25 protein-coding genes are annotated in these 24,454 nt (G+C 63.6%); 13 read left to right on the top strand and 12 right to left on the bottom strand.

Annotated features, from left to right (window positions below):
* Both groEL and groES read right to left on the bottom strand, forming a co-directional pair.
* Positions 1-862, bottom strand: an 862-nt coding sequence (gene groEL, locus Q0030_RS26145; protein ID WP_298373440.1) for a chaperonin GroEL, incomplete at its 3' end; no start/stop codon positions are given.
* 43 nt (positions 863-905) lie between these two features.
* Positions 906-1,220, bottom strand: a complete 315-nt coding sequence (gene groES, locus Q0030_RS26140; RefSeq protein WP_097674118.1) for a co-chaperone GroES — start codon at positions 1,218-1,220, stop codon at positions 906-908.
* Between the two features lie 390 nt (positions 1,221-1,610).
* On the opposite strand from groES, the gene Q0030_RS26135 reads away from it, so the two are divergent.
* Entirely contained in the window at positions 1,611-1,901 is a 291-nt protein-coding gene (locus tag Q0030_RS26135) for an usg protein (protein ID WP_106329501.1), read from the top strand.
* Between the two features lie 111 nt (positions 1,902-2,012).
* Positions 2,013-2,591, top strand: coding sequence for a cupin domain-containing protein (locus tag Q0030_RS26130; protein ID WP_298373432.1), 579 nt, complete (start codon positions 2,013-2,015; stop codon positions 2,589-2,591).
* Between the two features lie 121 nt (positions 2,592-2,712).
* On the opposite strand, the gene Q0030_RS26125 is transcribed toward Q0030_RS26130, so the two are convergent.
* On the bottom strand, positions 2,713-3,969 hold the full coding sequence (locus Q0030_RS26125; RefSeq protein ID WP_298373429.1) for a nucleoside transporter C-terminal domain-containing protein: 1,257 nt from the start codon (positions 3,967-3,969) through the stop codon (positions 2,713-2,715).
* A 114-nt stretch (positions 3,970-4,083) separates the two neighbouring features.
* Here Q0030_RS26125 and Q0030_RS26120 point away from each other — a divergent pair, with 114 nt between their 5' ends.
* The gene (locus tag Q0030_RS26120; protein WP_298373426.1) at positions 4,084-5,307 is read left to right on the top strand and encodes an MFS transporter; all 1,224 of its coding nucleotides are present in this window, start codon (positions 4,084-4,086) and stop codon (positions 5,305-5,307) included.
* Positions 5,308-5,842: 535 nt separating this feature from the next.
* Here the strand turns inward: Q0030_RS26120 and Q0030_RS26115 are convergent.
* Both Q0030_RS26115 and Q0030_RS26110 read right to left on the bottom strand, forming a co-directional pair.
* Positions 5,843-6,604, bottom strand: coding sequence for an SDR family oxidoreductase (locus Q0030_RS26115; protein ID WP_223976325.1), 762 nt, complete (start codon positions 6,602-6,604; stop codon positions 5,843-5,845).
* A 12-nt stretch (positions 6,605-6,616) separates the two neighbouring features.
* Positions 6,617-7,378 (bottom strand): proteasome-type protease, encoded by a 762-nt coding sequence (locus tag Q0030_RS26110; RefSeq protein ID WP_298373419.1) that lies wholly within the window; start codon positions 7,376-7,378, stop codon positions 6,617-6,619.
* Positions 7,379-7,675: 297 nt separating this feature from the next.
* Here Q0030_RS26110 and Q0030_RS26105 point away from each other — a divergent pair, with 297 nt between their 5' ends.
* Complete coding sequence (locus Q0030_RS26105; RefSeq protein ID WP_298373416.1) at positions 7,676-9,286, top strand: ABC transporter substrate-binding protein; 1,611 nt, start codon at positions 7,676-7,678, stop codon at positions 9,284-9,286.
* A 136-nt stretch (positions 9,287-9,422) separates the two neighbouring features.
* Here Q0030_RS26105 and Q0030_RS26100 read toward each other — a convergent pair whose 3' ends face one another.
* Together Q0030_RS26100 and Q0030_RS26095 are read right to left on the bottom strand one after the other, a co-directional pair.
* Positions 9,423-9,716 (bottom strand): GYD domain-containing protein, encoded by a 294-nt coding sequence (locus Q0030_RS26100; RefSeq protein WP_298373414.1) that lies wholly within the window; start codon positions 9,714-9,716, stop codon positions 9,423-9,425.
* Between the two features lie 378 nt (positions 9,717-10,094).
* Positions 10,095-10,313 carry a hypothetical protein gene (locus tag Q0030_RS26095; RefSeq protein WP_298373412.1) on the bottom strand — a complete coding sequence of 73 codons (219 nt, stop codon included), beginning with the start codon at positions 10,311-10,313 and terminating at the stop codon, positions 10,095-10,097.
* 171 nt (positions 10,314-10,484) lie between these two features.
* Here Q0030_RS26095 and pdhA point away from each other — a divergent pair, with 171 nt between their 5' ends.
* Genes pdhA through Q0030_RS26080 form a run of 3 tightly spaced genes read left to right on the top strand, consistent with a single transcriptional unit; the run spans position 10,485 to position 13,676 of the window.
* Positions 10,485-11,582, top strand: a complete 1,098-nt coding sequence (pdhA, locus tag Q0030_RS26090; protein ID WP_298373410.1) for a pyruvate dehydrogenase (acetyl-transferring) E1 component subunit alpha — start codon at positions 10,485-10,487, stop codon at positions 11,580-11,582.
* Entirely contained in the window at positions 11,575-12,555 is a 981-nt protein-coding gene (locus Q0030_RS26085) for an alpha-ketoacid dehydrogenase subunit beta (RefSeq protein WP_298373406.1), read from the top strand. The genes pdhA and Q0030_RS26085 overlap by 8 nt, the downstream gene beginning before the upstream one ends.
* 20 nt (positions 12,556-12,575) lie before the next feature.
* On the top strand, positions 12,576-13,676 hold the full coding sequence (locus tag Q0030_RS26080) for a dihydrolipoamide acetyltransferase family protein (protein WP_298373404.1): 1,101 nt from the start codon (positions 12,576-12,578) through the stop codon (positions 13,674-13,676).
* A gap of 73 nt (positions 13,677-13,749) precedes the next feature.
* Here the strand turns inward: Q0030_RS26080 and Q0030_RS26075 are convergent, their stop codons facing one another.
* The 3 genes from Q0030_RS26075 to Q0030_RS26065 all read right to left on the bottom strand — a co-directional run bounded on the left by Q0030_RS26075 (position 13,750) and on the right by Q0030_RS26065 (position 17,127).
* Positions 13,750-14,592 (bottom strand): transglutaminase family protein, encoded by an 843-nt coding sequence (locus tag Q0030_RS26075; RefSeq protein ID WP_298373401.1) that lies wholly within the window; start codon positions 14,590-14,592, stop codon positions 13,750-13,752.
* 164 nt (positions 14,593-14,756) lie between these two features.
* On the bottom strand, positions 14,757-15,701 hold the full coding sequence (locus Q0030_RS26070) for an alpha-E domain-containing protein (protein ID WP_298373398.1): 945 nt from the start codon (positions 15,699-15,701) through the stop codon (positions 14,757-14,759).
* A 7-nt stretch (positions 15,702-15,708) separates the two neighbouring features.
* The gene (locus Q0030_RS26065) at positions 15,709-17,127 is read right to left on the bottom strand and encodes a circularly permuted type 2 ATP-grasp protein (protein ID WP_298373395.1); all 1,419 of its coding nucleotides are present in this window, start codon (positions 17,125-17,127) and stop codon (positions 15,709-15,711) included.
* A gap of 227 nt (positions 17,128-17,354) precedes the next feature.
* Here Q0030_RS26065 and Q0030_RS26060 point away from each other — a divergent pair, with 227 nt between their 5' ends.
* From Q0030_RS26060 to Q0030_RS26050, 3 genes are all read left to right on the top strand, one after another.
* The gene (locus tag Q0030_RS26060; RefSeq protein WP_298373393.1) at positions 17,355-18,107 is read left to right on the top strand and encodes a molybdopterin-binding protein; all 753 of its coding nucleotides are present in this window, start codon (positions 17,355-17,357) and stop codon (positions 18,105-18,107) included.
* A gap of 6 nt (positions 18,108-18,113) precedes the next feature.
* Positions 18,114-18,641, top strand: a complete 528-nt coding sequence (gpt, locus tag Q0030_RS26055) for a xanthine phosphoribosyltransferase (protein ID WP_298373390.1) — start codon at positions 18,114-18,116, stop codon at positions 18,639-18,641.
* Between the two features lie 142 nt (positions 18,642-18,783).
* Positions 18,784-19,398 carry a hypothetical protein gene (locus Q0030_RS26050; RefSeq protein WP_298373386.1) on the top strand — a complete coding sequence of 205 codons (615 nt, stop codon included), beginning with the start codon at positions 18,784-18,786 and terminating at the stop codon, positions 19,396-19,398.
* A gap of 389 nt (positions 19,399-19,787) precedes the next feature.
* Here Q0030_RS26050 and Q0030_RS26045 read toward each other — a convergent pair whose 3' ends face one another.
* On the bottom strand, positions 19,788-20,567 hold the full coding sequence (locus tag Q0030_RS26045; RefSeq protein ID WP_298373381.1) for a hypothetical protein: 780 nt from the start codon (positions 20,565-20,567) through the stop codon (positions 19,788-19,790).
* 364 nt (positions 20,568-20,931) lie between these two features.
* Entirely contained in the window at positions 20,932-21,954 is a 1,023-nt protein-coding gene (locus Q0030_RS26040; protein ID WP_298373379.1) for a methionine synthase, read from the bottom strand.
* Positions 21,955-22,052: 98 nt separating this feature from the next.
* On the opposite strand from Q0030_RS26040, the gene Q0030_RS26035 reads away from it, so the two are divergent.
* The 3 genes from Q0030_RS26035 (at position 22,053) to Q0030_RS26025 (ending at position 24,442) form a co-directional block, all read left to right on the top strand.
* On the top strand, positions 22,053-22,757 hold the full coding sequence (locus tag Q0030_RS26035) for a glutathione binding-like protein (protein WP_298373378.1): 705 nt from the start codon (positions 22,053-22,055) through the stop codon (positions 22,755-22,757).
* A gap of 99 nt (positions 22,758-22,856) precedes the next feature.
* Positions 22,857-23,468: a 2-hydroxychromene-2-carboxylate isomerase gene (locus Q0030_RS26030; protein WP_298373377.1), complete on the top strand. Its 612-nt coding sequence runs from the start codon at positions 22,857-22,859 to the stop codon at positions 23,466-23,468.
* Entirely contained in the window at positions 23,468-24,442 is a 975-nt protein-coding gene (locus tag Q0030_RS26025; protein WP_298373376.1) for an NADPH:quinone oxidoreductase family protein, read from the top strand. The genes Q0030_RS26030 and Q0030_RS26025 overlap by 1 nt, the downstream gene beginning before the upstream one ends.
* Positions 24,443-24,454 lie beyond the last annotated feature (12 nt).

The following is a 24,454-nucleotide window of genomic DNA, read 5'->3' as shown; positions in this document are numbered from 1 at the left end:
TGGCCTTGCGGCGATCGCCGAAGCCCGGAGCCTTGACGGCCGCGACCTTCAGGCCGCCACGCAGGCGGTTGACGACGAGGGTGGCGAGGGCTTCGCCTTCGACGTCTTCAGCGACGATCACCAGCGGCTTGCCGGTCTGCACCACGGCCTCGAGCAGCGGCAGCAGCTCGTTCAGCGAGGAGAGCTTCTTCTCGTTGATGAGGATGTAGGCGTCGTCCATCTCAACGCGCATCTTGTCGGCGTTGGTGACGAAGTAGGGCGAGATGTAGCCGCGGTCGAACTGCATGCCCTCGACGACGTCGAGCTCGGTCTCGAGCGACTTGGCTTCCTCGACCGTGATCACGCCCTCGTTGCCGACCTTCTTCATGGCGTCGGCGAGGAACTTGCCGATCTCGGCATCGCCGTTGGCCGAAATGGTGCCGACCTGGGCGATCTCCTCGTTCGAGGTGACCTTCTTCGAGTTCTTCTGGAGGTCCGCGACGACGGCTTCGACCGCGAGGTCGATACCGCGCTTCAGGTCCATCGGGTTCATGCCGGCGGCAACCGACTTGGCGCCTTCACGCACGATCGCCTGGGCGAGCACGGTCGCCGTGGTGGTGCCGTCGCCGGCCGCGTCAGCGGACTTGGAGGCGACTTCGCGCACCATCTGGGCGCCCATGTTCTCGAACTTGTCCTCGAGCTCGATCTCCTTGGCGACGGTGACGCCGTCCTTGGTGATGCGGGGAGCGCCGAACGACTTCTCGAGCACGACGTTGCGGCCCTTCGGGCCGAGGGTGACCTTCACCGCGTTGGCGAGGATGTCGACGCCGCGCAGCATCTTGTCGCGCGCATCGACGGAGAATTTGACTTCTTTAGCTGCCATCTGAATTTTTCCTTGAGAGGTTTACCTGGGAGGGAAGAGGCGCTTAGGCCGCCTTCTTCTTGGAAGCGGGGACGTCGAGCACGCCCATGATGTCGCTTTCCTTCATGATCAGCAGGTCTTCACCGTCGATCTTGACCTCGGTGCCGGACCACTTGCCGAACAGGACGCGGTCGCCGACCTTGATGTCGATGGGGATCAGCTTGCCAGCTTCGTCGCGGCCGCCCGGGCCGACGGCGATGACTTCGCCCTGCGAGGGCTTTTCCTTGGCGCTGTCCGGAATGATGATGCCGCCAGCAGTCTTCTCTTCGGCGTCGATACGCTTGACCACGACGCGGTCGTGAAGCGGACGGAATTTCATGCAGTCCTCCTAAACGTTTGCGGATGCTGTAGATTTTTGGAGTTTTAGCAGTCCAGCCCGGCGAGTGCCAGACTGGTTGGGCAGGAGATAGGCCAAGCCTTGGCGGCGGGCAAGTGGCTCTAGCAGAAAAATTGGCACTCGCGAATGACGGCTGCCAGGATCATTTCGGGATCATTTCGGCATCCTTAATGCCGCCCCGCAGGGGCGCCGGGGCTATTAGCAGATGCGGTAAGCTGCTGCTAACGCAAGAAATTTCAACAACCTATTAAACATTTAGGCTTGAGATGAGTTAGTCGCGTGGTCACATTTCTATCATGTGAGCGCATCCATTGCCGGTGGTCCGGCGGGGGTCGGCCGCCATGTGAATGCGCTCCGTCACAGGAGGTTGGCATGGTCTCGCGAGTTGGTGGGGTTGTTTCCGACGATTTCCGGAAGCAGTTGCTGGGGTATGGACTGACGACGGCGCAGATCCTCTATCGGATGCCGGACCATCCCTCGTTGCTGCAAACCTATGTCTGGCAGAACTACGACCTGTTTCCGAAATTTCCGGCGCTGCAGGATTTCCTCGCCTTCTGGCAGGAGAAGCTCGAAGGCCCGCTGTTCTCGGTGACGGTGGCGCATTCCAAACTGGTCAAGCCGGCCGAACTGCGCGCCGTCGACGGCGTGTTCCGGCTGCATTGATCCGTTGAAGCGGGCGAGGCAAGGGGCAAGGCGCGGCGTGCGCCTTTGCCCACCTCGCGCGGCGCGACTTGTGTTAGCCTTCGCCCGTCACAAAAAGACGGGAGGCGAACAATGGCCAAGAAGACGGCATCGAGATCCGCAGCCAAGACCGCGGTGAAGAAGAAATGGTCGGGGCTTGGCGCCGGCGCCAAGAAATCGTCGGTGAAATCGTCAGCGAAATCGTCCGCGCGCAAGACCATCAAGTCGAAGGGCCGCGTCACCGCGGCCAAGAAGAGCGCGCCCAAGGCAGCGACTCGGGCCAGGCTGAAGCAGCGCGTCGCCATCAGCCATCACCGCGAAGAGGATTTCAAGGCCGACGGACTGCGCGCCTATGCCAAGTACCGCGATCTCGGCATTGCCGCCGCCTCGAACGGCCTCGCGCAAGCGCACGTCATCCGGCTGCAGGGACCGTGCAATCCGGACGAGGTGTCGAAGCTGCACTTCCACGACGTCGACTTCCAGATGGTCTATGTGCTCAAGGGCTGGGTGAAGACCTATATGGAAGGCGAGGGAGAGACGCTGATGAAAGAGGGCAGCGCCTGGACACAGCCGCCGCGTATCCGGCACATGATCCTGGACTACTCCGACGACGTCGAGCTGCTGGAGGTGATCCTGCCGGCCGAGTTCAAGACGGTGGAGCTGAAGGCGTAGGTGTCACTGCGTCATGGCCGGGCTTGACCCGGCCATCCATCCAGCTTCGCAAGAGTCGTCGTTGATCGATGGAGGCCCGGGTCAAGCCCGGGCATGACGAGGTGGACTCGCTCCATCCGGGCTACGGCTGCGTCATCATCCCCACGATCGCCCCCATCAGGCACGTCGTCAGCGTGCCCGAGACGACCGACTTCAGCCCGAGCGCGTTGATCTCGTCGCGCCGCCCGGGCGCCATGATGCCGAGGCCGCCGATCATGATGCCGAGGCTCGCGAAATTTGCAAAACCGCACATCGCGTAGAGCATGATCAGCCGCGAGCGCGGATCGAGCGCGTCGGGGCCGAGCTTCGACAGGTCGACATAGGCGATCAGCTCGTTCAGCACGGTCTTGGTGCCCATCAGGCTTCCCGCCGTGATCGCCTGCGGCCACGGCAGACCCATCAGCCAGCACACCGGCGCCATCACGTAGCCGAGCAGCCGTTGCAGCGAGATCTTCGCGCCGCCGATCTCCGGCAGCAGGCCGATGATCTTGTTCGCCAGATAGACCAGCGCGACCAGCACCAGCAGCATCGCGATGATGTTCATCAGCAGCTCGAGCCCGGCGGCGGTGCCCTTCACGATCGCATCCATCGTCGATGACACCTGAACATCGGGATCGTCGAGCGATCCGCCGGTGCGCTTGTCCGACGTCTCGGGAATCATGATCAGGCTGATCAGGATCGCGGCCGGCGCGCCGAGCACCGAGGCGATGACGAAATGCGCGGCCGCATCGGGAATCAGCGGTGCGAGCAGCGTCGCGTAGAGCACCAGCACGGTGCCGGCGATCCCGGCCATGCCGCCGGTCATCACCAGAAACAATTCGCTGCGGGTGAGCTGCGCCAGATAGGGGCGGATGAAGAGCGGGGCCTCCACCATGCCGAGGAAGATATTGGCGGCGGTGGAAAGCCCGACCGCGCCGCCGACGCCAAGCGTGCGCTCCAGGATCCAGGCCATGCCGCGCACCACCGGCGGCAGCACGCGCCAATAGAACAACAGCGTCGTCAGCACGCTCATGACCAGCACGATCGGCAGCGCCTGGAAGGCGAGGATGAAATCCGAACCCGGCGCCTTGGGATCGAATGGTGCCGGGCCGCCGCCGACATAACCGAACACGAAGGCGGTGCCGGCGCGCGTTGCCGCCGCGATGGTGCCGACGGCATCGTTGATGGCGCCGAAGGCCTGCGTCACCAGCGGCACCTTGATCAGCACCAGCGCGGTGACGATCGTGACGACAAGCCCGATCGCGGCCTGCCGCAGCGACACCTTCAAGCGATTCTCGCTCAAGGCCCAAGCGATCACCAGCAACGCCACCACGCCGAACGCCGATTGCAGTTGTAACATCACGCCCCCAAGAACATCAGCGGATTATGGCAGGGGCCTCGCGCAGCGCAATGCTGTTGCGCGTTCATCCCGAATCCATTGACAAGTTGTAGGCCCTCAGCCACGCCATCACGCATGTCCTCCGCCATGCCGGCCGGCGCCCGCGATCTGCTCGGCCACAAACCGTTCCTGTTCTTCTTGTCGTCGCGCAGCCTGTCGCGCTTCTCTAGCCAGATCGGCGCGGTGGCGATCGGCTGGCAGATCTATGATCTGACCGGCAGCGCGTTCGACCTCGGCATGGTCGGCCTGGTCCAGTTCCTGCCGACGGCATTGTTGGTGTTTGTCGCCGGCCACGCCGCCGACCGCTTCGAGCGCAAGCGCGTGGTGCAGGCCTGCCAGGTGGCGGAAGCGCTGACCGCATTGTTTCTCGCCGGAAGCACATTCGCCGGCACCATCTCCGAGATCCAGATCTTCGCTGCGACCTTCGTGCTCGGAATCGCCGGCGCGTTCGAGAGCCCGGCGACCGCTGCGCTGTTGCCGCTGATCGCGCCGCAAGGCGCGCTGCAACGGGCGACCGCGATCTCGAGCGGCGCCGCCCAGGTCGCGACCATCACCGGACCCGCGCTCGGCGGCTTCGCCTACGCGCTGATGCCGAGCGCGCCCTACGGCATCATGATGGTGTTCTGGCTGTTCGGTGCGCTGCTGACCGGCGGCATCGGCCGGCTGCAGCAGGCGGCGGCGAAGAACGGCGAGGTCTCGGATGACCTGTATGCCGGCGTCACCTTCGTTCGCAGCAATCCGGCGATCCTCGGCACCATCTCGCTCGATCTGTTCGCGGTGCTGTTCGGCGGCGTCACCGCGCTGCTGCCGATCTATGCGCGCGACATCCTGCAAACCGGCCCGCTCGGCCTCGGCATCCTGCGCGCCGCGCCCGCGGTCGGTGCGCTCTTGATGACCATGGTGCTGGCGCGGCACACCATCAACCGCCGCGTCGGCATGCGCATGTTCCAGTCGGTGATCGTGTTCGGCTTAGCTACGGTGGTGTTCGCGCTGTCGCACTGGATGTGGCTGTCGGCACTGGCGCTCGCGGTGCTCGGCGCCGCCGACACGATCAGCGTCGTGATCCGGTTTTCGCTGGTGCAGCTCGCCACCCCCGACGAGATGCGCGGCCGCGTCGGCGCGGTGAACTTCCTGTTTATCAACGCCTCGAACCAGCTCGGTCAGTTCGAGAGCGGCGTCACCGCGGCGTTGCTCGGCACCGTGCCGTCGGCCGTGCTCGGCGGCGTTGCCACGGTCGCAGTCGCACTGCTCTGGATGAAGCTGTTCCCGACGCTGCGGGATGTCGAGAAGCTGGAGTAGAAGAGTTCTGCTCCTCAGACACAGCCTCATCCTGAGAGGATGTGAGGCCATATCCTCGCCCACCGCTGTCATCGCCCGGCCTCGACCGGGCGATCCAGTACGCCGCAGCCTCTCGGCTCAAGCACTGCGGTCTCTGGAATACTGGATCACCCGCATGCGCGGGTGATGACACCGAGCAAGATGAGCAATCACCCCGTCATCCTGCGGAGAAGCGGCGCGCCAAGCGTCTGCACGATTTCGGAATAATGGAAAAATATCGCTGATTTGCCCGACGTGTCAAGTTGCCGTGTCGAACGCCGATAGCTGCCGGCTACTTTGCATGGGGTTGTTTTCGATATTTTGGCAGCGCGCCCCTGGCCCCTGTGACCGGATGGTCGGGGCAAGTCCGCCGCGCGGTCTCGTGTCCCGGACGCGGTGCAGCGCGAAGCGGTGCGCCGCAGAGCCGGGACCCATCCCATGGTACGACGGATCGAGCCGGCGGGCCCCGGTTCAGCAGCGCGTCATTGCATGCCGCGCTGCGCCCGGGGCACGAGAGTTAGCCCCGGCCCACGAACGGCATCTTGGTCGCCATGACCGTCATGAACAGCACGTTGGCGTCGAGTGGCAGGCCGGCCATGTAAGCGACGGCGTCGCCGACCGCTTTCGCATCCATGCGCGGTTCGTGCTTGGTGGTGCCGTCGGGCTGCAGCACGCCGGGGCCGTTGACCATGCGGTCGGTCATCGGGGTCGCGGCATTGCCGATATCGACCTGGCCGACCGCGATGTCATACATGCGGCCGTCGAGGTTGGAGGCCTTGGTGAGGCCGGTGATGGCGTGCTTGGTCGAGGTGTAGGCGGCCGAGAACGGCCGCGGCGCATGCGCCGAGATCGAGCCGTTGTTGATGATGCGGCCGCCGCGCGGCGTCTGGTCCTTCATGATGCGGAAGGCGTGCTGGGTGCACAGGAACGGCGCGGTGAGGTTGGTGTTGACCACGGCCTGCCACTGCTCGAGTGGCAGATCCTCGAAATTTACCGGCGGCGCGCCCATGCCGGCATTGTTGAAGAGAACGTCGAGCCGGCCGTAGGTCGCCTTCACCTTGTCGAACAGCGCGGCGATCGCGGCCGGATTGGCCATGTCGGCGGTGACGCACAGGCTCTTGCCGGCGGGACCGAGCTTGCTGGTCTCTTCCAGCATCTCCAGGCGGCGCCCGACGAGCACCACGGTGTAGCCCTTGTCCATCAAAGCGAGCGATGCCGCGCGTCCGACACCGGTGCCGGCGCCGGTGACGAGTGCGATCTTGCTGGTTGCTTCGGTCATCCGAGTTTCCTCTTACTTGGTTTTTGCTTCGGTTTCGTTCTTGTAGGGTGGGCGTGGAATGTTCTGGTGCGCCGCGCGCAGCGCCGCCGACCAGCGCGAGCGCAAATCGTGGAAATAGGGCTCGCCGGCCTCGATCCGGTGATTGAGGTCGGCCACGCAGGCGTCGGTGCGCACCACCAGGACGTCGATCGGCAGGCCGACGCCGAGGTTGGAGCGCATCGTCGAATCCATCGAGATCAGCCCCGTTTTGAGTGCCTCATAGAGTTCGACGTCGTAATGCATGGCGCGGTCGAGCACCGGCTTGCCGTATTTGTGCTCGCCGATCTGCAAATAGGGCGTGTCGGTGGTGCATTCGATGAAGTTGCCGGCTGTGTAGACCATGAACAGGCGCATCCGCGAGCCCTTGATCTGGCCGCCGAACAGGAACGAGACGTCGAAGGAGATATCTTCGGAACGCAGCGCATCGCCCTCGGTGGCGTGCACCGACCGGATGGCGCGGCCGATCCGCTGCGCCGCCTGGAACATGGTCGGCGCGTTCATCAGCGTCTCGAGCTCGCCGGTGTGCGGATCTTCCATGCCCTCGGTCAGGGTCGACAGCACGGACTGGCTGATCGCGAGATTGCCGGCGCTGGCGATCGCCATGATGCGGTCGCCGGGCTTTTCGAAGATGTGCAGCTTGCGGAAGGTCGAGACGTTGTCGAGGCCGGCATTGGTGCGGGTATCAGCGATCATGACGAGGCCGTCGCGCACCAGAATTCCGCAGCAATAGGTCATTTCCAGCCCTCAAACGGTCCGAGTTTCTCGGCGCCAAACGTGTAGCCAATTTCGAGGTCGCATCCAACCCTAATTCCCCGTGACGGGACATGCGATGGCCGGTCAAGAGGGGGCCGGCGGCGGTCCGTGTGAGGCCCTGTTCCACCGCTGGCCGCCTGCGAATCCCGTGCTTGCCCCGACCTCGGTCTGCGTTGCGCGCAACCGGCAATGATCTGCGCCCCTGTCATTGCGAGGCACCTGGCGTTGTGGTCGACTGCCTGCAATCGACAAGAACAACAAGAATTCCGGGAGGCGAGAATGTCTTTCAAACTGGCCACGTGCATCATGGCATTGGGTATCGCGGCGATGGCTGCGAGCCCTGCATCGGCCCAGAAGAAGGGCGGCACGCTGCGGCTCTATCACAACGACAATCCGCCCTCGACCTCGCTGCTCGAGGAATCCACCATCGCCTCGGTGATGCCGTTCGCGGCGGTCTTCAACAACCTCGTGGTGTTCGATCCGGCCAAGGTGCACGAAAGCATCGACACCGTGATCCCCGACCTCGCCGAGAGCTGGTCGTGGGATTCCACCAACACGAAGCTCACCTTCAAGCTGCATCACGGCGTGAAATGGCATGACGGCCAGCCGTTCACGGCCAAGGACGTGCAATGCACCTGGCGGATGCTGATCGGCAAGAGCGAGACCCAAGACTCCAAAACCCAGGACTTCAAGCGCAATCCGCGCAAGGTCTGGTATTCGAAGCTCAGGGACGTCAGCGTCAATGGCGACGATGAAGCGACCTTCGAGCTGACCGAACCGCAACCCGGCCTGCTGGCGCTGCTCGCGAGCGCCTTCTCGGTGGTCTATCCCTGCCACGTGCCGCAGCAGGTAATGCGCACCAAGCCAATCGGCACCGGGCCGTTCAAGTTCGTGGAGTTCAGGCGCGGGGATTCGATCCGTCTGGTCCGCAACCCCGACTACTTCAAGAAGGATCGGCCGTATCTCGACGAGATCACGGTGCGCTCGATCGACAGCCGCGCCACGCGCATGCTAGCATTCGCGACCGGCGACTATGACATCACCTTTCCGTCCGACGTCAGCATTCCCCTGATGAAGGACGTCAAGGCGCGGGCGCCGAATGCGATCTGCGAGATGACCTCGACCAATCTGCAGATCAATCTGCTGGTCAACCGCGTCAATCCGCCGTTCGACAATCCGGAGATCCGCAAGGCGATGTCGCTGGCGCTGGATCGCCAGGCCTTCAACAGCATCCTGTTCGAAGGCACCGGGCGGCTCGGCGGCGCGATGCAGGCCAAGCCGGAAGGCGAGTGGGGCATGCCGCCGGAGATCCTGTCGACGCTGATGGGCTACGGCTCCGATACCGGGAAGAATCTCGCGGACGCGCAGGCGATCATGCAGAAGCTCGGCTACAGCGACGCCAGGCCGCTGTCGATCAAGATCCAGACCCGCAATTTGCCGACCTATCGCGACCCGGCGGTGATCCTCGCCGACCAGCTCAAGAAGATCTATATCGTCGCCGAGCTCGATATCCTGGATACGCCGCGCTGGTACTCGCGGCTGCAACGCAAGGATTACACGATCGGCCTCAATGTCACCGGCGTCAGCGTCGACGATCCCGACGGCAATCTGGTCGAGAACTATTCCTGCAACTCGGAGCGCAACTACACCCAGTATTGCAATGCCGAGGTCGACAGGCTGCTCGCCGCGCAGTCGCGCGAGGTCGACAAGGACAAGCGCCGAACAATCGTGTTCGACATCGAGCGCCTGCTGGTCGACGACGCTGCACGGCCGGTCATCCTGCACTCATCGGCCGGCAATTGCTGGCAGCCCTACGTGAAGAACTTTCGTCCGCACGACAACAGCCAGTACAACAATCTGCGTTTCGAGGACGTCTGGCTGGATAAATAGTGCGTGCTGCCCCCCGCGGGCGGCGACGTGTGTCGTCACCCTGCGCTCACGCGGAGTGCTCGCGCCGATCGCCGGGTGTCAGAATAGCGACGGTAGCGGTCAGGCCGCGCAGAAATCCACCGGACATCCGAAGCCGCTACGGAAGCTCGGATATCAGCTTGGTCCACTCGGACTCGGGCCAGGCCCGTGACGTGCAGGTCCGTATGTTTCCCTGAGAACTGAGGGCAAGCGCGAGCTTTGTGATGTTGTCACCGAGAGGCGCTTCGGCGAGGAGAAGGATGTCATGCTCACCGGAGGTGAGATAGACCTCCTTGATTTCGACACCGAGCGTCTTGGCGAGTTCTTTCGCCGCTCGGCTGCGCTTGGGCGCTTCCTTGACATTACGAATTCCCTGGTCGGTCCAGTCGATCCTCACTATGAATGTCGCCATGTCGTCCTCCAAGGGTTACGCACTGCCCTTGTCTGCCGCGCGCGGCAGGCCAACGTGCTTCATGTTGAAGTTGAGGGAGCGCCCCATAAGGCAGGCGCTGCTTTCAGACTGCGATGCCTGCCGACGGCCTGACCACTGCCTGTTCCATCAGACGGCGACGTCGGCCCGTCCCGTCTCAAAGGGCAGTTCGGTAGAGATTACGCCATGTCGTTTGCTGGAGAAAGAGGGCTCCCCGCGTTGTGATCGCAAACGCGGTGGCAAGGCTCGGCGATCACCCAAAGTTGGCCTGAGGGAGGCGCTGCGTCGAGGTCGCACGCTCGTCGCAAGGGGTAAGGGCCGCAGAAAGCCTTCGCGCGCCGCACTTCCATCCGGCGCAAGTCAGGTGTGGGTGTAATCACCCGGTTTCAATCCGAGCGCTTTGACGGCCGCTTCGGGAAGCAGCCCCCACGCGTCGACCCTTTCATTCGGGGCCATCATTTTCGCAACAATTGCCGTGGCCTTTGCCGCATCTCCTTCAGCCACGAAGAAGACCGAGCGAACAGGCGGACCGCCGTCCAACGGCTCAGTTGTTACGAGGACAACCTGACCATTTGCCATGTTCTCTTATACCGCTATCGCGGTGCTGTTTCCACGGATCTCGTCGATCGATCCCAGCGATCCGGCCGCCGACGCAGGCGCCAAATGCAAAACTGCCCCAGTATTGCATCGTCGCGGCTCGAACACCAAATAGCAGAACGTGGGACGCAGAACCGCTCCAGGAGCGAGAGCGTGGCCAGCAAGAGAGCAAGCGAAGAGCTCCCCGTCATTGCGCGCTTTGAGGTACGCCGCCGCAGCTACCTCGCGCCGGATGGTTCGACGAGCCGGCCGCTTCCCGCCTTCGCCGCCGATGCCAAGATGCTTATCGAACTTTACCGGTCGATGGTGTTGTTGCGCCTCTTTGACCGAAAGGCTGTTGCATTGCAGCGCACTGGTCGGCTGGGAACCTATGCCATTTCGCTCGGCCAGGAGGCGGTGTCGGTCGGTATCGCGAGTGCGATGCGGGAAGATGACGTTTTGCTGCCTTCCTATCGCGACAATGGCGCGTTGCTCTGGCGCGGCGTCAAGCTGGAGGAGATCCTGCTGTTTTGGGGCGGCGATGAACGGGGCAATCAATTCTCCGGTTCTGTCCACGATTTCCCGTTCTGCGTTCCGGTCGGATCACAGGCGCCGCATGCCGCCGGTGTGGCCTATGCCTTCAAGCTGCGCAGGGAGCCGCGTGTCGCCGTATGCCTGTTTGGCGACGGCGCGACCTCGAAAGGCGATGTCTACGAGGCGATGAATTTTGCCGGCGTGCACAAATTGCCGGTCGTGTTCGTCGCCACCAACAATCAATGGGCCATATCGGTGCCGTTGCGGCTGCAGACCGCTTCCGAAACGCTGGCCCAGAAGGCGATAGCTGCCGGGTTCAGCGGCGAGCAAGTGGACGGGTGTGACGTGGTGGCGATGCGCGCCGCGGCCGAGGGGGCCATTGCCGCTGCCCGCGACGGCAAGGGGCCTCACTTCATCGAAGCGGTCACCTACCGGCTCGGCGATCACACGACGTCAGATGATGCATTGCGCTACCGTTCGGCCGAAGAAGTCCAGGCGCATTGGAAGGAGGAGCCGATCGCGCGCCTCAGGTCTCATCTTGTGGGTCAGAAGATGTGGACCAAGGCGGACGAGGAGCAGCTTGCCGCCGAGTGCCATCAGCGCATCGAGGCGGCGGTGCAGCGCTATCTGACGACGCCGCCGCGCCGGCCTGAAACCATGTTCGACAACCTCTATGCCGATCTTCCTGAGGCCTATGCGGCGCAACGTCGCGAACTCGCAGGAGAGGACGATGCCTGAAGTCACGTTGGTCGAAGCCATCAATCTGGCGCTCGGCCGCGCGATGGCGGATGATCCTGATGTGGTTGTGCTCGGCGAAGATGTCGGCGTTAATGGCGGCGTCTTCCGCGCCACCGTTGGCTTGCAGGAGCGCTTCGGTCCGGAGCGCGTCCTTGATACGCCGCTTGCCGAACTCCTGATCAGCGGGCTCTGCGTCGGCATGGCCGCGCAGGGACTGAAGCCCGTCGGCGAAATCCAGTTCATGGGATTCATTTATCCCTGTCTCGATCAGCTGGTGAACCATGCATCGCGCATGCGCAACCGTACCCAGGGACGGCTCACCTGTCCGATGGTTCTGCGCACGCCGCATGGTGCCGGCATTCGCGCGCCCGAGCATCATTCCGAAAGTACCGAGGCGATGCTCGCCCACATTCCAGGCTTGCGTGTCGTCATGCCCTCGTCGCCGGAGCGCGCTTATGGACTTCTCCTTGCCGCGATCCGCGATCCCGATCCGGTGGTGTTTCTTGAGCCGACGCGGCTGTACCGCGCGGCGAAAGGCGAGGTGGAGGACAACGGCGAAGCGTTGCCGCTGGATGCTGCCTTTATCCTGAGGGAAGGTCGCGACGTCACGCTGATCAGCTGGGGCGCGATGCTGAGGGAAACGATGGCCGCGGCTGATGCGCTCGCCGATGAAGGCATCGCTGCCGAGGTCGTCGACCTCGCCACGCTCAAGCCCTATGATGAAGATACCGTGCTCGGTTCGGTCGCAAAGACCGGACGCTGTGTCATCGTGCATGAGGCGGCGCACACCGGCGGATTTGGCGCGGAGATCGCAGCCCTGATCGCCGAGCGCGGGCTATCCTCGCTGCTCGCGCCCGTGACCCGCGTCACCGGCTACGACACGGTCGTCCCGATGGCACGCCTTGAGCAACACTACATGCCGTCGGTCGGACGCATCGTGGCCGCAGCTCGAAAGGCGTACCAGTACAACTGAACACCGACGGACCTCGTCCCATGCGCCAGTTCACGTTGCCGGACCTTGGTGAAGGTCTTGAAGAAGCGGAGATCGTCACCTGGTATGTCAACGAGGGCGACCATGTCGTGACCGACCAGCCGCTCGTTTCGGTCGAGACCGACAAGGCGGTGGTTGAGATACCGGCGCCGTCGAGCGGACGTATCGCGCGCCTGTTCGGTGCCAAAGGCGATATCGTGAAGGTGGGCGCGCCGCTCGTGGAGTTTGCCGAAGGCGCCAGGCAGGACACCGGGACGATTGTGGGCGAGCTCGGCATCGACGAGCAAAAGCCGGCGGCGGCAACTCCTTCGGCGGCGCCCAACGCGCACGGAGCTCAGGTGTTTCCGGCGGTGCGCGTGCTCGCGCGCAGGCTCGGCGTCGCCCTCGATCTCGTCGAGGCGACGGGGCCCGGCGGTACCATTACGCGGGCCGATGTCGAGAGGGCGGCGAAGCAGATGTCTCACGGCGGCCCAGCTGAGCCGCTGCGCGGCCTGCGCCGCGCGATGGCGCAGCGCATCACGGCGGCGCATGCGGAAATCGTCCCTGCGACTGTCACCGATGAAGCCGACATCAACGACTGGCGACAGGGCGAGGACGTGACAATCCGTTTGGTGCGTGCGATTGCCGCCGCATGCAAATCAGAGCCCGCGCTCAATGCCTGGTATCATTCCGGCTCGGAAGAGCGGCGTCTGATCGAGCGGATCGATCTCGGCATTGCTGTCGACACCGGCGGCGGCCTGATCGTTCCCGTGCTGCGCAACGTCGCGGAGCGGAGCGTATCGGACCTGCGGGCTGGGCTCGACCGCCTGCGGGCCGACGCAATCGCGCGCGCGATACCCCCGGAAGAGCTGCGCGGTGCGACGATCACGCTATCGAACTTCGGAATGATCGGAGGCCGGTTTGCCAATCTCATCATCGTGCCGCCGCAGACGGCAATCGTCGGCGCCGGGCGGATTTCGGAGCGCGCGGTCGCGCATCAGGGGCAGGTTGCAGTCAGACGCACGCTGCCGCTATCGCTCACCTTCGACCATCGGGTGGTGACGGGCGGCGAAGCGGCCCGTTTCCTGGTTGTCCTCAAATCCGACCTTGAGCGCATTCCCTGACCCCACCATTCGACTGTCATCGGCGGCGCATAGCGCCGACCGGGTGGCTCGTGAGGGCGCGGTGTCGTGTCCGCTAGGACTGCGTCTGGCTCTGCCACTGCCCGGGGCGGCCGGCCTGGTCGACCTTGACCGCGACCGTCAGCGTCTCATTGCCGCCGCCATAGCGGGTGCCGCGGACCGGGGCGGCGCCGAGGTAGTCGAGGCCGATCGCAACGCGGGCATGGGCGTCGGTGGTGCAGATCCCGTTGGCGGCGTCGAAGCCGACCCAGCCCAAATCTGGCACGAAGGCCTCGGCCCAAGCGTGGCCGGCCTGCTGGTTGACCATGCCGTCGGAGCGCAGGAAGTGGCCGGAGACGAACCGCGCCGGAACGCCGCCGGCGCGCGCGCAAGCGATCAGGATGTGTGCATAGTCCTGGCAGACCCCGCGCTTCAGCGCGAACGCCTCGGAGGCCGAGGTGGCGCTGTTGGTCGGGTCCTCGTCGAAGGTCATGTGCTCGTAGATCTGCACCATCAGCGCGTGCAGGAAGCCGAGCACATCGGCGCCGGCTTCCGCGCGCAGCGCGCGCACGAAACTCGTCATCGCCGGGTTGAGGTCGGTCAGCGCCGTGGGGCGCAAGAAGAGGCTCGGCGGAAACCGCTCGTCGGAGCCTTTCAGCACGCCACCGGTGTCCTGGGTCTCGACCAGGCCCTCGCAATGGATCGTGAGGTCGGTGATCGAACCATGCGTCAGCACATGGGTGACGTTGCCGAACGCGTCCTCATGGATGTCGAGCCGGGAATCGGTCGAGACGTCGATCTGCCAGTCGGCAACATACTGGCCGTCATGGCTGCCCGGCGTCATCCGCAGAATCTGGATCACGCCCGAGGCCGCCGGCTCGTAGCGATAGGTGGTGGTGTGGGCTATCCGCAGGCGCATGGCTCAACCGGGGTTCAGTCGGTTTTTTTTTGGCAGGAGCGTCATGCCCGGCCTCGTGCCGGGCATCCACGTCTTTCTTCCTAATCAGCCGCGAAAGCAAGACATCGATGGCCGGTGTGAGGCCCGCCATGACGACAATTTGAGCACCTTTCCGGCCGTATCGGTCAGATCAGATACTGCTTGGTGACGATCTCACCCAGCCGCGAATTGTCCGCGATGAACTCCTGGATGAATTCGTGCACGCCGTGCTGAAAGATATCGTCCATATGGCTGTGCTCGAGCCGGTTCCTGATGCCGCGGGCGTGGCGCTGGGCGGCGCCCTGGCGGCCATAGGCGACGCCGATCTGGTCCAGATTGCGCACCAGGTTGCTGTAGCAGCTGGCGAGCGAGCGCGGCAGCGTGTCGTTGAGGATCAGGAGGTCGGCGATCAGCCAGGGCTTCAGGGTTTCCCGGTACACCCAGTGATAGGCGGTCGTCGCCGACACCGAACGCAGGATCGAGGTCCACTGGTAATAATCGAGCGGGCCGCCGACGTGCTCTTCCTCGGGCAGCAGCATGTGATACTTCACGTCGAGAATGCGGGCGGTGTTGTCGGCGCGCTCGAGATGCACGCCGAGCCGCGAGAACCAGTAGGCGTCGTTGCGCAGCATGGTGCGGTAGGCCGAGCCGTCGAAGCGCAGCGAGGTCTCCTGCACGAAGCGCAGGAATTTGGCCAGCTCCTCGCGGTTGGCGGGACCCTTGTTCCAGACCGCCTGCAGCTCGATCCACGCCGAGTTGATGGTGTCCCACATCTCCGACGTCAGCGCGGTGCGCACCGAACGCGAATTGAGCCGCGCAGCTTCGATGCAGTTCTTGATCGAGGAGGGATTTTCCGACGCGAAGGACAGATACTCGACGACGTTTCGCTCGTTGGCTTCTTCGTAATGGTCGTAGAAGGCAGCGCCTACGCCGGCGGTGAGCAGCGCGGAATCCCACTCATTGGTCTTGCCGACATAGGCCGCGGGCAGCGCGGTGACGCGTAGCGTGGCGTCGATCGTGCGCGCGAGATACTCGGCGCGTTCGACATAACGGGCCAGCCAGAACAGGTTTTCGGCGGTGCGCGACAGCATGCTTCAACTACTCACTCAGTATCCAGGTGTCCTTGGTGCCGCCGCCCTGGCTCGAATTGACCACGAGCGAGCCTTCCTTCAGCGCGACGCGGGTCAGTCCGCCGGGCACGATGGTGGTGTGGCTCGAGCCGGTCAGCACGAACGGGCGGAGGTCGACATGGCGCGGCGCGAGGCCCTTGTCGGTGCAGGTCGGGCAGGTCGACAGCGCCAGCGTCGGCTGGGCGATGAAGCCCTCCGGCTCGCGCTTGAGCTTGTCGCGGAATGCCTCGATGGTCGCCTTGGTGGCGGCCGGACCGATCAGCATGCCGTAGCCGCCCGAGCCGTGCACCTCCTTGACGACGAGGTCGGCGAGGTTGTCGAGCACGTAGGACAGATCCTGCGCCTCGCGGCAGCGCCAGGTCTGCACGTTCTTCAGGATCGGCTCCTCGCTGAGGTAGAACTTCACGATGTCGGGCATGTAGGAATAGATCGCCTTGTCATCGGCGATGCCGGTACCGACGGCATTGGCGAGCGTGATGTTGCCGGCCGCGTAGGCCGACATCAGGCCGGGGACGCCGAGCGCGGAATCCGGACGGAAGGTCAGGGGATCGAGGAAGTCGTCATCGACGCGGCGGTAGATGACGTCGACCCGCTTCAGCCCCTCGGTGGTGCGCATGAACACCTCGTCGTTCTTGACGATGAGGTCGCGCCCCTCGACCAGCTCGATGCCGAGCTTGTCGGCCAGGAACGAGTGCTCGTAATAGGCCGAGTTGTAGACGCCAGGTGTCATCAGCGCGACCGTCGGCTCGGCGGAGGCGCTGTGCGGCGCGACCGATCGCAGCGCCGACAACAGCTCGTCGGGATAGCGCTCGACCGGCGCGACGCGGTGCCGCGCGAACAGATCCGGAAACAGCCGCATCATGATCTCGCGGTTTTCCAGCATGTAGGAGACGCCGGACGGCGTGCGCGCATTGTCCTCCAGCACGATGAAGTTGTCCGGATCGGTGCGGATGATGTCGATGCCGGCGATGTGGACGTAGATGTCGTGCGGCACGTCCTGGCCGTTCATCTCCGGCCGGAACACCGGGTTCTGGAAGATCAGGTCTTCGGGGATGATGTTGGCGCGCAGGATGTCGCGGCCGTGATAGATGTCCTTGAGGAACATGTTGAGCGCGAGCACGCGCTGTTTCAGGCCCTTCTCCAGCCGCGTCCACTCGGTCGCAGACATGATGCGCGGGATGACGTCGAAGGGGATCAGCCGCTCCTGGGCCTCGGAATCCCCGTAGACCGCGAAGGTGATGCCGATCCGGCGGAACAGCAGCTCCGCTTCCTGGCGTCGATATTCGAGCGCATCCGGCGGCGTCTCTTTGAGCCAGCGGGAGAGCTCCTGGTAGGCCGGGCGGAGATCCCCGCCGAGGCCGTTCATCTCATCGAACGCGACTGCCATATATCCCGACTGCCCTCCCAAGCCATGTGACACAGTGCATGACTTGATGGGATGGTAGCAAGGGGCGGGCCAGCGCGATATGCATTGGCTTGCGGCATTTGCCAGGGGGAGGCGGAAGGCCTGCCCGAAAAACCGGCTGAGGTCTGCTTAATTCGGCGGCAAAACCCCGTGACATCAAGGCATTGGAACGGCAATGTCAGGGGATCAAGTTTTAAGGAAATGAGACCATGAGCGAGATCGTCACGGCGGGGATATTGGTGATCGGCGACGAGATCCTGTCCGGCCGGACCAAGGACAAGAACATCGGCTTCATCGCCGAATACCTGACCAATATCGGCATCGACCTGAAGGAGGTCCGTGTCGTCGCCGACGACGAGGCCGACATCGTGTCCGCCCTTGATGCGTTGCGGCATAGATACAATTACGTGTTCACCACCGGCGGTATCGGGCCGACCCATGACGACATCACCGCCGACAGCGTGGCGAAGGCGTTCGGGGTCGATATCCACCATCATCCCGACGTGGTGGCGCGGTTCAGGGAGCGCTGGAGCGAGCAGGACCTCAACGAGGCGCGGCTGCGGATGGCCCGGGTGCCCGACGGCGCCGAGCTGATCCAGAGCGCGACCATCCTGGCGCCGGGCTTCAAGCTCGGCAACGTCATCGTGATGGCCGGCATCCCCACCATCATGCAGGCGATGATGGACATCGTAGCGCCGACCCTGAAATCCGGCGTGCGGATGCTGTCGGATTCGGTCCGCGCCGACGCAAGGGAAGGCGACATCGGCGGCCCGCTGCGGGCGATCGCGGAAGCCAATCCCGACACCATCATCGGCAGCTATCCGTTCCAGGACGAGAACCAAAAGCCGAACACCAATCTGGTGGTGCGCTCGCGCGATCCGGAGAAGCTCGCCGTAGCGATGACCGCGGTGAAGGAGATGCTGAAGCAGGTGCAGGCCGCGCAGAAGAAGCCGGCGGGTTGAAGCGACATGGTCGAGCGAAATTCTGAACCGAGTGCACAGGAGCGAGCCGGCAGGCCGTTCCCGGTCTCGTGGGATCAATTCCACCGGGATTGCCGGGCGCTGACCTGGCGGCTCAACGAAGTCGGCCCGTTCCATGCGGTGATCGCGATCACCCGCGGCGGGCTGGTGCCGGCGGCGATCGTGGCGCGCGAGCTCGGCCTGCGGGTGATCGATACCGTTTGCGTCGCCAGCTACGACCACGACAAGCAGGGCGACCTGAAGGTGCTCAAGGGCATTTCGGAGCAGACCGCCAAGCTCGGCGGCGGCACCGGCAAGGGGCTTCTGATCGTCGACGACCTCGTCGATACCGGCAAGACCGGCAGGCTGGTGCGCGAACTGCTTCCGGACGCGCATTTCGCAACGGTCTATGCCAAGCCGAAGGGCCGCCCGCTGGTCGACACCTACATCACCGAGGTGTCGCAGGACACCTGGATCTTCTTTCCCTGGGACACCGCGCTGTCGTTCCAGCCGCCGATCCGCGACGGCGCGGCGTAGTTGACCATCATTGCGAGCGCAGCGAAGCAATCCATATTTCCGCATATGCTGTGCGATGGATTGCTTCGTCGCTTCAGCGCAAAATTGCTTTGCAATTTTGTCGCGAGCTCCTTGCAATGACGATAGTGGCTAGAGGCTTGCCATGCCCCTGCAAAACCGCGTCACGCCCACCGGCGACATCGTCGCGTCAGAACATCGCGGCACCTTCACCGGCAATCGCGGCATCATCCACGATCCTGCGACCCGCACACTGCTGAACAAGCGCTGGTCGAGCCCGGCCTGGCTCACCTGTGTCTGCGAGTTCAGGGGACGGCGGCGCAAGGTGATGAGCCGGCAGAGCTGGACCGAGCTGTTCTTCCTCGATGAAGCGACCGCATTCGCAGCCGGGCACCGGCCCTGCTTCTACTGCCGCCGCGACGACGCCAAGCGGTTTCGCGCCGCCTGGGAGGAGGGCAACGGCACGAGCGATCTCAGCGCCAAGGCGATGGATGCGGTGCTGCATGCCGAGCGGCTGGACCGCGGCAAGAAGCGGCTGCATCCGCTGCGGATGGCGATTGATCAGTTGCCCGATGGGACAATGGTGCAGGCAGGAGCAGAAAGTTATCTCATTGCCGGTAGCAAGACCTTGCGCTGGTCGTTCGCCGGCTACGAGCGGGCCGACGCGACCGCTCCCGCCATGCTGCTGACACCGCCGTCGACCGTCCGTGCCTTCCAGGCCGGCTATCGCCCGGTGCTGCATCCGAGCGCGGCAAGCTAACGATCTCTCGGACGCGAGCTATCTCTAGCCACATTGCGGTCCGGGCACCGGTCGGTGGTAGTAAGTCTCGCACTCGCCATAGCTTCCGTCGCTCATGAGGCGGCATATCTGTGCGGATCCGTCGTCGAATACGCGATAGCAGACAGGCGATGCATTGAACTGACGACTTCTCGCAACGAGTGTGCTGAACACGAGGCCATGTACTCGCTCATCTGCGACCGCTTTCTCAAGTGTCGCAGCGGAAAGCCTCGCTTGCGACGCAGTCTTCGACGTCGGTCTCGCCGCAACCTTGGCCTTTGTTGCCGTCTTTTTCTTTGCTGTGGCTCTATTTCCTTTTGTTCCCTTCGCCATGTCGGTCCCTCCAGTTCGAAAACGTCCGTTCAATTAACTCACCTTGCCAAGCTCGACCGGAAACCATTGCTCACACCGCTGGCGATTTGCGAGCTAAAGTGAGCTTGTTCAGCTATGGCAATCAGTGACCTTCCACCCCTAGGCTTATCAAGCGGTCCGAACGTGATCAGAAGGTCGTGGGTACGATCACGGCTTCCACCGAGAAGCGTGCCAGTTGGATTGATCGCCGCCCTCGTCAAGGTCCAGGTTGGACTAACTCCACCACTAGAAACGACCTGGAACGAGATTTCGTGCGATAAGACGTTCTTGTCTTGAGCTTGAGGAAGGCTTGCATTCCCTAGTACGGCCGAACCCATCCGGCCGTAGAAGAGGTCAGCGATCTTTAGATTGTTCTGAATGAGAAAGGAATCGTACCGCTGCTCTCCGCTCGCATCGCAGATCACGCCTTTCGGAAGATACAGTTCCCGTACGGTGTAGAAGAGGTTCATCTTCTCGATTCGCGTTGCCTGCGCTGAAAGATCCAGTCCGGCAGCGAGCGTGAATACCGACGAGGCAGGAGACGCAGGCGTCAGCAGCACATTGGGATTAGTTGTGCTTTTTTCGACGATGGTGAAAGTAAGGAGAACTTCCGCACCCCAGTTGTCTAGGAAGTTGGAGTAGGTTTTCCCGGTTTGGCGTTGCCGAGCCGCATCAAGGTCGTTGTTTACCACTTTGGTCACGGCGTTCCGCAATTCGCAGCGTACGCTGCGCACGATCGCCTGAATCATATTCTGGGTGTCGGCCTGACTATAGTTCGGCCATTCGCGCAATTCAGGCACATACGTGCCACATCCCCCAAGACAAGCAGTCAATAAAGCCAACGTTGGCATTCTCGACCAAAACATTTGTCGCCCCAATAACTACCAGCTCCGGCGTGGTTTTCGTGCTTACCAGGCCGTACGTTGCTCAAAAAAGAAATTGCAATGATGAGATGCAACCACAAATAGATGCGTCGCGCAGTCACTATTGTGCCACAGTGAACGAAGATTCTTTTGGACCCGCTCTGAATATTCCGGTCGAGTGCGAAAATGCGGGCGCCTGTCGGATCAGCGCAGCGGCTTGCCCCGTTCGCCGACGCTGATCCGGCGGCCGCGCGCAATAGCCAATGTGTCCGGCATTGCCTGCGGTTGTGCTAAGCTGCCGTCAGGCCAGCCGCTGCCGCGCCAGTTTCGCGCCGGCGCCGAGCGCGATCAGCTTGGCCTCGGCGATGTCTCGCCGCATCGGGGCCATACCGCAATTGGTGGTCGCGATGATGTTGCCCTTCGGGACATGCTTTGCGACGGCCTCGATCACCTTGACGACATCCTCCGCGGTCTCGATCTCGTCGCTGGCGACGTCGATCACGCCGGCCTGCACGATCTTGCCGGGGAGCGCGGCGAGCAGTTCGATCGGCACCTTCGAATTACGGCATTCGATCGCGACCTGCTGGATCGTGCTCTTGTCGATGACCGGGAAGGTCTCTTCATATTGCCGCCACTCGCCGCCGAGCGTCTGCTTCCAGTCGGTGTTGGCCTTGATGCCGTAGCCGTAGCAGATATGCACGGCGGTGGCGCAGGAGAGGCCCTCTGCGGCGCGCTCCAGCGCCTTGATGCCCCAGTCGCGGACCTCGTCCATGTAGACGTTGAAGGCGGGCTCGTCGAACTGGATCATGTCGACGCCGTCGGCCTGCAACGCCTTGGCTTCCTGGTTCAACAGCTCCGCGAAAGCGAACGCCATCTTCACGCGGTCGCCGTAATACTTGTCGGCGATGGTGTCGATGATCGTCATCGGGCCGGGCAGGGTGAACTTGAGCCTATTCCTGGTGTGGGCGCGCGCCGCACGCGCCTCGCTTTCATGGACGCGACCCTTGAGCTGCAGCGGCGCGACCACCTGCGGCACCATTGCCTTATAGCGGTCCTTGCGGATACCCATCTCGACCTTGTGGGCGAAATCGATGCCCTCGATCCGCTCCAGAAAACCGTGCACGAAGTGCTGGCGCGCCTGCTCGCCTTCGGTGACGATGTCGACGCCGGCATCCTCCTGCAGCTTGACCGCAAGCACCGTGGCGTCGCGCTTGGCGCGGGCGAGCTCGGCGCCTTCCGACTTCCAGGGTGCCCACAGCATGTTCGGCTCGGCGAGCCATTCCGGCTTCGGCAGGGAGCCTGCGATCGTGGTTGGAAACAGCATGGGTGCCTCCCGGTGGGTTCTGATTGAGCGCCTGTGTGCCATGTCCTAGAGTGGAGGTACAGAACAACAAAAGTCTTTGTGATGGGAAGCGGACGCCGATGATCGACCTGCACTACGCGCCGACGCCGAACGGCTGGAAGATCTCGATCATGCTGGAGGAGCTGGGGCTGCCCTATCAGGTGATCCCGGTGAACATTCGCGCCGGCGAGCAGTTCCGGCCCGAATTCCTGGCGATCAGCCCGAACAACCGCATCCCCGCGATTGTCGACCATGCGCCTGCCGACGGCGGCGGTCCCTTTTCGGTGTTCGAGACCGGTGCGATCCTGATCTATCTCGCCGACAAGACCGGCCGTTTCCTGTCGCGGGAGCTGCGTGCGCGGTCGAACGTCATCCAATGGGTGATGTGGCAAATGGGCGGCCTTGGGCCGATGCTCGGCCAGCACGGCCATTTCGCGCTTTATGCGGCCGAGAAGATTCCCTACGCGATCGAGCGCTACCGCGACGAGACGGCGCGGCTCTATGGCGTGCTCGACCGCCAGCTCGGCAACACCGGCGCCTATATCGCCGGCGCCGATTATTCGATCGCCGACATCGCCTGCTTCCCCTGGACCATGACCCACAAGGCGCAGGGCTTCACCCTCGACGACTACCCGAACATCAAGCGCTGGTACGCCACCTTGCGCGCCCGCCCGCAGGTGCAGGCGGGCCTTGCGATCGGAAAATTCGTCAAGGAGCCGTTCGACGAGGAATCACGCAAGAACATGTTCGGCCAACGTGCGAAGGAGCTGGTCGAGAAGAAATGATGCGCGTTATTCCGTGGCGCGACACAGTCGCGGACTCTGCGCCTTGCGGCGCATTCCGGAATGACGACAATGAATGTGAAAAAGACAAAGGGAAGCGCCATGATCGAATTCTTCTTCGACTGTTCCAGCCCGTGGACCTATCTCGCCTGGCACAACATCCAGCCGCTCGCGAAGGAGTTCGACGCGCCGATCACCTGGCGGCCGATCCTGGTCGGCGGCATCTTCAACACCGTCAATCCGTCGGTCTACGCGCAGCGCGAGAAGCCGGTGCCGCTGAAGGCGCGCTACATGAAAAAGGATCTCGGCGACTGGGCGCGCTCGGCTGGGCTCGCGATCAAGATGCCGCCGACCGTGTTCCCGGTAAACAGCGTCAAGGCGATGCGCGGCTGCATCCTTCTCGGCAACGAGAAGATGGTGCCGTTCGCGCGCGCGGTGTTCGAGGCCTATTGGGGTGACGACAAGGACATCTCGCAGGATGCGGTGCTGACCGAGATCTGCACCAAGCTCGGGATCGATCCGGCGCAATTCCTGGCCGGTATCGGCGACCAGGCGATCAAGGACCAGCTCAAGGCCAACACCGAGGAGGTGATGGCGCGCGGCGGCTTCGGCTCGCCCACGATCTATCTCGACAAGACCGACATGTATTTCGGCAACGACCGGCTGCCGCTGATCCGCGAGGCGCTGGCCCGTCTCAAGGCGCGAGCCGCCTGATGCCGAAAGCCGTCGTCTGCCGCGAGCTCGGCCCGCCCGAGCGCCTTCATCTCGAGAATTTTGCCTCGGTGCCGCTGCAGCCGGGGCAGGTGCGCGTTGCGATCCGTGCCGCCGGGATCAACTTCCCCGACATCCTGATGGCCGCCGGCGAGTACCAGCTCAAGCCGTCGCTGCCGTTCACGCCGGGCTCGGAAGCCGCCGGCGATGTCGTCGAGGTCAGTGGAGCCGCCGGTGTTGCCGTCGGCGACAAGGTGATCGTCAAGATGCGCTTCGGCGCCTATTGCGACGAGACCGTCGCGACACCGTCGCAGCTCGTGCCGGTGCCGTCGACGTTCGACTATGCGGAAGGCGCGACCTTCCTTGCCGCGCACGGCACCGCGTATCACGCGCTGATCGACCGCGGGCAGATCAAGCCGGGCGAGGTGCTGCTGGTGCATGGCGCCGGCGGCGGCGTCGGGCTCGCTGCGGTCGAGATCGGCAAGCTGCTCGGCGCTACGGTGATCGCGGCGGCCTCGAGCGAGGAGAAGCTTGCGATTGCCAAGGAACGTGGCGCGGATCATCTCGTGCTCTACGCGCGCGAGCCGTTCCGCGACGCCGTGAAGCGTCTCACCGACGGCCGCGGCGCCGATGTGGTGTTCGATCCCGTCGGCGGCGAGGTGTTCGAGAACTCGATGCGCTGCATCAACTGGGGCGCGCGCATTCTCGTCGTCGGCTTCACCGGCGGCATTGGTCTTGCCCGCACCAATCTGTTGATGATCAAGGGCGCGAGCGTGCTCGGCGTTCGCGCCGGCGAGGCGGTGCGGAAGGACCCTGCGCTCGGCGAGGTCAGGTTCAAGGCGCTGAGCGAATGGGCCGAGGCGGGCCGGGTGCGGCCAAACATCTCACACCGGTTGCCGCTGGAGGACTACGCGAAGGCGATGCGGCTCCTGATTGAGCGCAAGGCGATCGGGCGTGTGGCGCTGATCACTCGGTAGAACTACGCTCTT

Source organism: uncultured Bradyrhizobium sp., assembly GCF_947648125.1.
Classification (GTDB): Bacteria; Pseudomonadota; Alphaproteobacteria; order Rhizobiales; family Xanthobacteraceae; genus Bradyrhizobium.
The sequence above is the reverse complement of the archived record's forward strand: the minus strand, read 5'-3'. Positions and strand labels throughout refer to the sequence as shown.